This window comes from Pseudomonas sp. NPDC087614, from assembly GCF_044743485.1.
GTDB classification, from domain to species: Bacteria; Pseudomonadota; Gammaproteobacteria; order Pseudomonadales; family Pseudomonadaceae; genus Aquipseudomonas; species Aquipseudomonas baetica_A.
Map to the genome: position 1 here is coordinate 1 of NZ_JBIUWN010000121.1, position 9,797 is coordinate 9,797.

The 9,797-nt window shown below is 57.4% G+C and carries 9 protein-coding genes, 1 tRNA gene and 2 pseudogenes; 5 read left to right on the top strand and 7 right to left on the bottom strand.

All coding sequences use genetic code 11. The features are described from left to right. Nucleotides 1-318: 318 nt before the first annotated feature. From ACIOWA_RS26445 to queA, 6 genes are all read right to left on the bottom strand, one after another. On the bottom strand, nucleotides 319-867 hold the full coding sequence (locus ACIOWA_RS26445) for a glycine zipper 2TM domain-containing protein (RefSeq protein WP_221733368.1): 549 nt from the start codon (nucleotides 865-867) through the stop codon (nucleotides 319-321). Nucleotides 868-987: 120 nt separating this feature from the next. Beyond that, nucleotides 988-1,902, bottom strand: a complete 915-nt coding sequence (gene secF, locus ACIOWA_RS26450) for a protein translocase subunit SecF (RefSeq protein WP_339434248.1) — start codon at nucleotides 1,900-1,902, stop codon at nucleotides 988-990. Between the two features lie 9 nt (nucleotides 1,903-1,911). Then, the gene (secD, locus tag ACIOWA_RS26455; RefSeq protein ID WP_339434247.1) at nucleotides 1,912-3,780 is read right to left on the bottom strand and encodes a protein translocase subunit SecD; all 1,869 of its coding nucleotides are present in this window, start codon (nucleotides 3,778-3,780) and stop codon (nucleotides 1,912-1,914) included. A gap of 62 nt (nucleotides 3,781-3,842) precedes the next feature. Next, nucleotides 3,843-4,181, bottom strand: coding sequence for a preprotein translocase subunit YajC (gene yajC, locus ACIOWA_RS26460; protein ID WP_003227923.1), 339 nt, complete (start codon nucleotides 4,179-4,181; stop codon nucleotides 3,843-3,845). Between the two features lie 43 nt (nucleotides 4,182-4,224). After that, complete coding sequence (gene tgt, locus ACIOWA_RS26465) at nucleotides 4,225-5,340, bottom strand: tRNA guanosine(34) transglycosylase Tgt (protein ID WP_401162714.1); 1,116 nt, start codon at nucleotides 5,338-5,340, stop codon at nucleotides 4,225-4,227. Nucleotides 5,341-5,354: 14 nt separating this feature from the next. After that, a complete protein-coding gene (gene queA, locus ACIOWA_RS26470) occupies nucleotides 5,355-6,419 on the bottom strand; it encodes a tRNA preQ1(34) S-adenosylmethionine ribosyltransferase-isomerase QueA (RefSeq protein WP_401139284.1) in 1,065 nt (354 codons plus the stop codon). A gap of 108 nt (nucleotides 6,420-6,527) precedes the next feature. Between queA and ACIOWA_RS26475 the strand changes: the two genes are divergently transcribed. After that, nucleotides 6,528-6,612: transfer RNA gene (locus ACIOWA_RS26475), tRNA-Leu, on the top strand. Nucleotides 6,613-6,745: 133 nt separating this feature from the next. After that, nucleotides 6,746-7,075, top strand: coding sequence for a hypothetical protein (locus tag ACIOWA_RS26480; RefSeq protein WP_339434274.1), 330 nt, complete (start codon nucleotides 6,746-6,748; stop codon nucleotides 7,073-7,075). Nucleotides 7,076-7,126: 51 nt separating this feature from the next. Here ACIOWA_RS26480 and ACIOWA_RS26485 read toward each other — a convergent pair whose 3' ends face one another. Next, nucleotides 7,127-7,882, bottom strand: a complete 756-nt coding sequence (locus tag ACIOWA_RS26485; RefSeq protein WP_401162716.1) for a hypothetical protein — start codon at nucleotides 7,880-7,882, stop codon at nucleotides 7,127-7,129. A gap of 127 nt (nucleotides 7,883-8,009) precedes the next feature. Between ACIOWA_RS26485 and ACIOWA_RS26490 the strand changes: the two genes are divergently transcribed. The 3 genes and pseudogenes from ACIOWA_RS26490 to ACIOWA_RS26500 all read left to right on the top strand — a co-directional run. Then, the gene (locus tag ACIOWA_RS26490) at nucleotides 8,010-8,771 is read left to right on the top strand and encodes a hypothetical protein (protein ID WP_401162718.1); all 762 of its coding nucleotides are present in this window, start codon (nucleotides 8,010-8,012) and stop codon (nucleotides 8,769-8,771) included. 27 nt (nucleotides 8,772-8,798) lie between these two features. Beyond that, a pseudogene (locus ACIOWA_RS26495) lies at nucleotides 8,799-9,227 on the top strand (alkaline phosphatase family protein); the annotation flags it as partial. Between the two features lie 446 nt (nucleotides 9,228-9,673). After that, nucleotides 9,674-9,797, top strand: a pseudogene (locus ACIOWA_RS26500) (2-oxoadipate dioxygenase/decarboxylase family protein); the annotation flags it as partial.

A 9,797-nucleotide genomic window follows, 5' to 3' on the forward strand; every position in this document is an offset into this window, starting at 1 on the left:
TTGGATGTAAGCCATAACGAAAAATGCTCCGTATCTTTCGATACGGAGCATTTTCATTGAGCGCTGCGCAGATTGCTAGGTTTTCACACAGTCTGTTCGGGGTGCTTTTTTTATGCCCATGATTTAGACCTTCCGACACACCATAGACCCAATGTGAGAGCAGGCTTGCTCGCGAGAGCGGTGAGTCATTCAGCATCCACTTTGAATATTAAGCAGCATTCGCGAGCAAGCTCCCCCCACACGGGATTTACCGCGCGACTTGAATCACGAACACAAAAAAGCACCCCGCAGGGTGCTTCATCTCAAACGATCGGACGATTATTGGCCCGACCCATTCTGCGACAGAATCAATTTACCTTCCTTGTCGACCGGAATCTGGTTGCCCGGATCGCGATCCATCCGCACCTTGCCCTCCTTGCCATCCAGCGAATAACGCACGTCGTAACCAACAACCTTGTCACTGATGTCATTCACTGTGTTGCAGCGCGTTTGCGTGGTGGTGTAGGTGTCACGGTTTTGCATACCTTCCTGCACCTTGTTGCCGGCATAACCGCCGCCAACCGCACCTGCCACCGTGGCAATCTTCTTGCCGGTGCCACCCCCCACCTGGTTACCCAGCAAACCGCCCGCTACCGCACCGATAGCGGTGCCGAGGATCTGGTGTTGGTCCTTGACCGGCGCCTGCCGGGTCACGGTTACATCCTTGCAAACTTCACGTGGCGTCTTGATCTGTGTTTTGACCGGCTCAACGGCCAGCACTTGCGCATACTCAGGGCCGCTTTTAACCAGGCTGTAGGTGGCAACAGCACCCCCGGCTGTTACACCGACAGCACCCAATACCGCACCAACCAGTAACGACTTGTTCACATGAACCTCCTGACCATCACATGCGGGTCGCGCCCGCGCTTATCCCAGCCTTGGAGCATAAAAAAAGGCGCGAGTTCAACTCGCGCCTTTTTTGGCTGACAACCGGGAAAACGATGGCCGTTATGGACGGTCGTCGATTTCCTTGTCGGTGTTAGCGGGTGGAATCAGGTCTTCAGTGGTCAGATCCAGCCAGATCAACACCACGTTAGCGATGTAGATCGACGAGTAAGTACCCGCCAGAACACCGATAAACAGGGCAATGGAGAAGCCGAACAGGTTGTCACCACCAAAGAACAGCAGAGCCGAGATCGCCAGCAACGTGGAGATCGACGTCGCCATGGTGCGCAGCAAAGTCTGAGTGGTCGAGATGTTGATGTTCTCGATCAACGAAGCCTTGCGCAGCACACGGAAGTTCTCACGAACCCGGTCGAACACCACGATGGTGTCGTTCAGCGAGTAACCAATGATCGCCAGTACCGCCGCCAGCACCGTCAGGTCGAAGGTGACCTGGAAGAACGACAGAATACCGATGGTCACGATCACGTCGTGGATCAGCGAAACAATGGCGCCGACCGCGAACTTCCACTGAAAGCGGAAAGCCAGGTAAAGCAGAATGCCGCCGAGCGCCAGCAGCATGCCGAGGCCGCCCTGGTCGCGCAGCTCTTCACCGACCTGCGGGCCGACGAACTCGACACGCTTGACCGTCGCCGGGTTGTCGCCGCCGACCTTCTGCAGAGCATCGGCTACCTGATGACCCAGTTGCGGGTCTTCGCCAGGCATACGCACCAGCAGATCAGTGGTTGCACCGAAGCTCTGCACGATGGCTTCGTGGTAACCCGACTCCACCAGTTGCTCGCGCACCTTGGTGACATCGGCCGGACGCTCGTAGGTCAGCTCGATGAGCGTACCGCCGGTAAAGTCCAGCCCCCAGTTCATGCCCTTGGTGGCGACACTGAACAAGGCCAGCACGGTAAGGAACAATGTGACGCCGAACGCAACGTTGCGAACGCCCATGAAGTTGATTGTACGTAACATGGCAGCCCCTTAAATCCACAACTTCTTGAAGTCACGACCGCCGAAGATCAGGTTGACCATCGCGCGGGTCACCATGATGGCCGTGAACATCGAGGTAAAGATCCCGAGGGACATGGTCACTGCGAAGCCTTTGACCGGGCCTGTGCCCATGGCAAAGAGAATCCCGCCGACCAACAAGGTTGTCAGGTTGGCGTCGAGAATCGCGGTGAATGCCCGGCCGAAGCCTTCGCTGATTGCACGCTGCACGGTCATCCCGGCGGCAATCTCTTCGCGAATCCGCGAGAAGATCAGCACGTTGGCGTCGACCGCCATACCCATGGTCAAGACGATACCGGCGATACCCGGCAGGGTCAGCGTTGCCCCCAGCAGCGACATCAGCGCCAGCAGCAACACCATGTTCACGCCCAGAGCGACAGTGGCGATGATGCCGAAGAAGCGATAGATGGCGATGATGAACAGCGAGACAAACAGCATGCCCCACAGCGATGCATCGATACCTTTGGTGATGTTGTCAGCACCCAGGCTCGGACCGATGGTGCGCTCTTCAGCGAAGTACATCGGCGCCGCCAGACCACCGGCACGCAACAGCAGCGCCAGTTCGGACGACTCGCCCTGACCGTTCAGGCCAGTGATGCGGAACTGAGCCCCCAGCGGCGACTGAATGGTCGCCAGGCTGATGATCTTCTTCTCTTCCTTGAAGGTCTGCACCGGTACGTCTTTCTCGACGCCACCAACCACTTGCTTGGTGTAAGTGGTGACCGGACGCTGCTCGATGAAGATCACCGCCATGCTGCGACCGACGTTCGAACGGGTCGCGCGGCTCATCAGTTCGCCACCATGACCATCCAGACGGATGTTCACCTCAGGCGTACCGTGTTCGCCGAAACCGGCCTTGGCGTCGGTGACCTGATCACCGGTGATGATCAGACCACGCTCGATCTGCGCCGGAGGACGATTGCCTTCACGGAACTCGAACGTCTCGGAGGTGGCTTTCGAAGCGCCCGGCTCTGCCGCCAGACGGAACTCAAGGTTGGCCGTTTTGCCGAGGATACGCTTGGCTTCGGCAGTGTCCTGCACGCCCGGCAGCTCAACCACGATACGGTTGGCGCCCTGACGCTGGACGATCGGTTCGGCAACACCCAGCTCATTGACGCGGTTACGTACCGTGGTCAAGTTCTGCTTGATGGAGTATTCGCGGATTTCCGCCAGCTTGGCCGGGGTCATCGCCAGACGCAGCACCGGTTGACCATTGAGGTCGGCCGGAACAATGTCGAAATCGTTGAAGTTCTTGCGGATCAGTGCACGGGCTTGTTCGCGGCTGCCTTCATCAGCGAAGCCCAACTGGATGGCACCGCCCAGTTGCGGCAGGCTGCGATAGCGCAGCTTCTCTTTGCGCAGCAGGCTCTTGACGTCGCCTTCGTAGACTTTCAGGCGTGCATCGAGGGCTTTATCCATGTCCACTTCCAGCAGGAAGTGCACACCACCGGACAAGTCCAGACCCAGCTTCATCGGGTGCGCGCCCAGATTGCGCAGCCATTGCGGGGTGGTTTGTGCCAGGTTCAGCGCGACGACATAGTCATCACCCAATGCCTTGCGCACAACGTCTTTGGCCGGCAGCTGATCTTCAGCCTTGCTCAGACGGATCAGGCCGCCCTTGCCGTTTGCCGCCAGAGTGGCCGCCTTGACGTTGATCCCGGACTCGTGAAGCGCGGTGCTTACGCGGTCCAGATCGGCCTGATTGACCTGCAGAGCCGTGCTGGCGCCGCTGATTTGAATAGCCGGGTCATCGGGGTAAAGATTGGGAGCGGAATAAATCAGACCGACCGCCAGCACCGCCAGGATCAGAATGTATTTCCACAGAGGGTATTTGTTCAGCATCACGCCGCCCGTTATGACGCGGGGCGCCTTGCGCGCCCCGTCGATTGAGTAGAAGTTGTTGCTTAGATCGCTTTCAGCGTGCCTTTTGGCAGCGTGGCGGCGATGGCGCCCTTCTGGAACTTCATTTCCACGGTGTCGGAAACTTCCAGAACCACGAAGTCATCGGCCACTTTGGTGATCTTGCCGGCGATGCCGCCGGTGGTCACCACTTCGTCGCCCTTCGCAAGGCTGCTCAGCAGGTTCTTCTGCTCTTTGGCGCGCTTGGCCTGTGGACGCCAGATCATCAGATAGAAGATGACCAGGAAGCCGACCAGGAAAATCCACTCGAAACCGCCGCCCATTGGGCCGGCAGCAGCCGGTGCAGCTGCGTCAGCCATGGCATTAGAGATAAAAAAGCTCATTTAGCACTCCAGTTGCAAATGTTGAATCTTGGGGTCAGAAAACTTAGTCCAAAGGCGGAACGGGGAGCCCGCGTTTGGCGTAGAAGGCATCGACAAAGGCGGCCAATGTACCATGTTGAATAGCCTCGCGCAAACCAGCCATCAGCACCTGAAAATGGCGCAAGTTGTGGATGGTATTGAGCATACTGCCGAGCATTTCGCCGCATTTGTCCAGGTGATGCAGATAAGCGCGGGAGAAGTTCTGGCAGGTATAGCAATCGCAGGTCGGATCCAGCGGCGATTCATCATGGCGATGGAATGCGTTACGGATCTTCAGCACGCCTGTATCAATGAACAGATGCCCATTGCGGGCATTACGGGTTGGCATCACGCAATCGAACATGTCCACACCGCGGCGCACACCCTCAACCAGATCTTCCGGTTTGCCAACGCCCATAAGGTAACGAGGTTTGTCAGCCGGCATCATGCCCGGCAGATAATCCAGCACCTTGATCATCTCGTGCTTCGGTTCGCCCACCGACAGACCGCCAATGGCGAGGCCATCGAAACCGATCTTGTCGAGACCTTCCAGCGAACGCATGCGCAGATCCTGGTGCATTCCGCCCTGGACGATCCCGAACAGCGCCGCGGTGTTGTCACCGTGAGCGTTTTTCGAGCGTTGAGCCCAGCGCAGCGACAGCTCCATCGACACGCGCGCGACGTCTTCGTCAGCCGGATACGGCGTGCATTCGTCGAAGATCATCACGATGTCGGAGCCCAGGTCACGCTGAACCTGCATCGACTCTTCCGGGCCCATGAACACTTTGGCGCCATCCACGGGAGAGGCGAAGGTCACACCCTCCTCCTTGATCTTGCGCATCGCGCCAAGGCTGAACACCTGGAAACCGCCGGAGTCGGTCAGGATCGGGCCTTTCCACTGCATGAAATCGTGCAGGTCACCGTGCTCCTTGATCACCTGAGTACCCGGGCGCAGCCACAGGTGGAAGGTGTTGCCCAGAATGATCTCGGCGCCGGTGGCGACGATGTCACGCGGCAACATGCCCTTGACTGTGCCGTAAGTGCCCACCGGCATGAACGCCGGCGTCTCGACGGTGCCACGCGGGAAGGTCAAGCGACCACGACGGGCCTTGCCATCGGTGGCCAGGAGCTCAAAGGACATGCGACATTCGCGACTCATTCTGTTTCCTCTGGGCCTGTTTGTTTAGGGGCAGTAGGTGCGGGATTACGGGTGATGAACATCGCATCACCGTAGCTGAAAAAGCGGTAACCGTTGTCGACGGCGGCCTTGTAGGCGGCCATGGTTTCGGGATAACCGGCGAAGGCCGAAACCAGCATCAACAGCGTGGATTCCGGCAAATGGAAATTGGTCACCAGGGCATCGACCACATGGAACGGCCGGCCCGGGAAGATAAAGATGTCGGTGTCGCCACTGAACGGCTTGAGCACGCCATCACGCGCCGCACTTTCCAGCGAACGCACGCTGGTGGTGCCGACCGCGATCACCCGACCACCCCGCGCACGGCAAGCGGCGACGGCATCGACCACGTCCTGGCCGACTTCCAGCCACTCGCTGTGCATGTGGTGATCTTCGATCTTCTCCACGCGCACCGGCTGGAACGTACCCGCGCCAACGTGCAACGTGACGAATGCGGTCTCGACGCCCTTGGCGGCAATCGCTTCCATCAGCGGCTGATCGAAATGCAGCCCCGCCGTCGGCGCCGCCACCGCGCCCAGGCGCTCGGCGTACACCGTCTGATAACGCTCGCGATCCGAGCCTTCATCCGGGCGGTCTATATAAGGAGGCAACGGCATGTGCCCGACGCGATCGAGCAGCGGCAGCACTTCTTCGTCGAAGCCCAACTCGAACAACGCATCATGGCGCGCAAGCATTTCAGCTTCGCCACCGCCATCGATGAGAATTTTCGAACCCGGCTTCGGCGACTTGCTGGAACGCACATGCGCCAGCACGCGATGCGCATCAAGCACCCGCTCGATGAGGATTTCCAGCTTGCCGCCGGAGGCTTTCTGCCCGAACAGCCGCGCCGGAATCACCCGGGTATTGTTGAACACCATCAAATCGCCCGGGCGCAAATGCTCAAGCAAATCAGTGAATTGACGGTGTGCGAGGGCGCCGCTAACCCCATCCAGGGTCAACAGGCGACTACCGCGACGCTCGGCCAAAGGGTGGCGAGCGATCAGCGAATCAGGGAGTTCGAAGGTAAAGTCAGCAACGCGCATGATGGGGTTCGTCTAGCAGGGCCCGAAAGTCTAGCGGAAATATCGAAAATTGACCATGAAACGTGATTGACCAACGGTAATCTCATCTCTATACTTCGCCGCCATTGAGCCCTGATGGCGGAATTGGTAGACGCGGCGGATTCAAAATCCGTTTTCGAAAGGAGTGGGAGTTCGAGTCTCCCTCGGGGCACCAAAATTAAGAAAGGTCTTGCTTAGCAAGGCCTTTTTTTTCGCCTGCAATAAAGTCCCTCACTTGTGGAGCTGCCGCGGGCTGCGATCTTTTGATCTTCCGCTTCTTGGCCATCCGAGCCCCAAGGATCCACACCATGCAAACGTCACTGGAAACAGTCGCCCTTTTCTCCCTCAAACTCGCCTACGAGGAAGAGGGCCTGAGCCCGATTCTGCGGGACGACATGGTCATGGGTGACTACCAGCGGGATATTTTCGAATTGTTGGTACGCCGGGGCGATGTCGAGACCATTCAATTCAAGATGAATGAGTGCCTGGGGCTGGCGATGGATGCGTTGGGCGGTGTCGAGAAACCGCTGGGACGTGAACTGCACAAGCTGTCAGCCGATTTCAGCCAAGCTCAGTCGCTGGAGCAGCTCGATCAGCCGCTCCTCGCGCTCAAGGGTTACTTGAAGGACATTCTGTAATCGAACGCGCGATCACTTGTCCACGCTCAGGTTGAAGAAAAAACCTTCAGATTACTTGAGCACTTTTACCACTCGAATGTTGATCGCAAACCCACCCGCGCCAGTCAGTTTCTTCCATCCCACGTACTGAAATATCAAGTCCTCGTCGATGGGGTCGCCCCTCTCTACCATTGCGGCGCCCAGCACCGCGACTTCCTTATAAACGGTGCAACTGCCCGCATCGGGGTGGACGGTGTAGATCACGTAGGGTTTGACGTATCGCACGGCGCGCAAATGTCGGCCGCATTCCCAGTCGACCGTAATCATCAACGTCTTCAGATACGCTTCGCCATCGGTTTCCGATTCCTCGGCGAGTTCGTTGAGCTTGGCGATTCCGCCGACGTCGCTAAAGCCCAGAGCGCGGGCGCGCTTGTATTGCGGGGTCTTCTTGTGCTCGGCCTGGGCCTTGAAGTATTGCTCTTGAAGCTCTCTGACCAGGACCTCCTCTTCCTTGTTCCGGATCTCGAACCCTTGGGCAATGACGTTTTCGCAACGGGCATATTCGGGAGAGCCAAGGCTTGCCTTGGCGAGGTGATCGCGATGGACGTAAAGAGTGTGATTCAAGCTGTCGACGCGGTTCATCGCTTGCCTGGTCGTCATGGTCCCGTTTTGAACTCTGTTCACTACCTCCTGAAAACTCTGACAATCGGAGAGGTATCCTTTCCAGGCCTCCTCCGGGGTTTCATCCCAGTAGGCAAGTGCCGGGGTCATTACGATGGCGAAGAACAAAGCGCTGAGCAGGCGCAAGACAGAAGAAACGGTAGGCATGTGTAGTCCGTTACGCGATTGAAGAAAGTGGCGCGAAGCTACTATTTTGTTATCTTGCCGTCCATCTCCAGCGCGCCTCATCAACACGCGCTGTTTCAAGGTTTTTGCAGGTTAAGGAAAGGATCGAATGGAGTTTCTGTGTCTACTCGCATTTCTGGCGACGTGGGGTTTCATGTGGCGCTGGGTGGTGAAAAACCGTGGCAATTGGAATCTGTTTATCGGCAACGTTCTCGGTGCAGGGGCGGGTTTTGTTGTCGGGGTTGTGGTGTTTTCCGTCACGATGTCGCTGTTCGCGCCGGCACGTATTATCGAGCAGGCAAAGATACAGAACGCCGCGAAGCAGAGTGCTGAACCGGCCCTCATGCCTGAAGCGGAACGCGCGCCTGAGGAACCTCCCGTTGCTGCGCCTGCGCCTGCGCCTGCTCCTGTTTCCGACAACCTCCCCGCCTACGTCGCCAGCGAGCCGCAGAACGAGCCTTCACCACCTGAGTCCGCTCTCCTGCCGAACTTCAGCAAACGGCTACCTGCTTCGCTGCTGGAGAAGGACTTCAAGGACACTGCGGGCCACGATTTTGCCGCTTTGCGCAGAGTGGCAGGCAGTAATCCGAACGCGGACAAATCGTTGATGGCTTTCATGATGTGCGAACCCTTTATCAAGAGTGCGATGCGCTTTTCAGCGTCGACAGTGGTCGCAAGCGCGAAGGACGCCAGTAGTCAACGGTTCAAGGATCAGACCTACACCATTACAAGTACCGCCACCGCGCGGAACATGGTGGGAGACGATGTGAGGTATCGGTTTGACTGTTCAGTGCAACAAGTGGACGGCAACGATGCAGGCAAAGCCGCGTGGCGGCTGCTCGATCTGAAATTGAAGAAGAGCGAATCTTAAGCCTCGTTTAAGGGTTCAAGGCGCCCGCTGCGGGCGATTCATGCCCTGATCGAACGCCTCGGCCTGTTCGACGAACACCTTGAAGGCGCTGTGGTCAGCGACAGCGCCGAGCTCTACGAACACCCGGCCAGCTATTACCACCGTGCGGATTTGTTACCGGCACTGGAAAGCAACGAGACGTTGCGTGAGCGATTTTTCGGCGGTGCGCGTAAGCCGATTTTCACCAGCAGCAACGCTGACAATCACCTGGTGACCTTTGCCGAAGTCATGGCGATGTACTTGCTGGTGTGGTCGCCGACAGCCTGGACGCTGATCAATCCGCCAGCCCCCGCGCTGACACCCGAACGCCACAAGCGCTATGCCCTGAAACAGACGCGAATCGACGGTTTCAAGACTGGTCTGGGTAACATCGCCCGTGCACTGGCGCACCTGCCGAGCCTGATGATCTTTGACGATAGTCCGAATGTAGCCCTATTGACAGCATAATCCGAGCGCAAAACTGTATGCCCATACAGCTAACATTTCCGGATAATTCGTCGTGGCAAGAAATCACATCAGAAGTAAAACCGGGCAAGGGCGCTACGACTCGACCGCACGTAGAGTCCTCATTTCTGAGTTCAGGCCAGTAACATTGTGCTTCCTCGAATCGCCCGATCGTGGGACCTCGAAAAGCCTACCGGATTATGAGTTCATAACGGGCGAAAAGGGATACCTACCAAATTTTCCCGTACTAATTCAGAGCGACGGTGAACCGTGGATCATCGGAATCCTTTACCTAGTTACGAAACTTCATAAAGAGGTTGGTTATGAATCAAGGACATTCCGCAGGATTGCAGACTTTTAGCACCACTAAAGCAATAAATGGTTTCCACCAAGTGGGCACGATTTCTTGCTCCGCTATCCTCGGTGACGCCTCGCTAGAGGATTTGTCGCGCAATGGTTATGTGAAAGCTGAACCGCTGGTGTACGAAGATTTCCTGCCAGTCAGTGCGGCGGGGATCTTTCAATCGAACCTTGGGGATGCAG

Bases quoted from the DNA above. Each gene is read 5' to 3' on its own strand.
- ACIOWA_RS26490 (WP_401162718.1), top strand. From the start codon at position 8,010: ATGGAGTTTCTGTGTCTACTCGCATTTCTGGCGACGTGGGGTTTCATG.
- ACIOWA_RS26480 (WP_339434274.1), top strand. From the start codon at position 6,746: ATGCAAACGTCACTGGAAACAGTCGCCCTTTTCTCCCTCAAACTCGCC.
- secF (WP_339434248.1), bottom strand. From the start codon at position 1,902: ATGTTACGTACAATCAACTTCATGGGCGTTCGCAACGTTGCGTTCGGC.
- secD (WP_339434247.1), bottom strand. From the start codon at position 3,780: ATGCTGAACAAATACCCTCTGTGGAAATACATTCTGATCCTGGCGGTG.
- queA (WP_401139284.1), bottom strand. From the start codon at position 6,419: ATGCGCGTTGCTGACTTTACCTTCGAACTCCCTGATTCGCTGATCGCT.
- ACIOWA_RS26485 (WP_401162716.1), bottom strand. From the start codon at position 7,882: ATGCCTACCGTTTCTTCTGTCTTGCGCCTGCTCAGCGCTTTGTTCTTC.
- tgt (WP_401162714.1), bottom strand. From the start codon at position 5,340: ATGTCCTTTGAGCTCCTGGCCACCGATGGCAAGGCCCGTCGTGGTCGC.
- yajC (WP_003227923.1), bottom strand. From the start codon at position 4,181: ATGAGCTTTTTTATCTCTAATGCCATGGCTGACGCAGCTGCACCGGCT.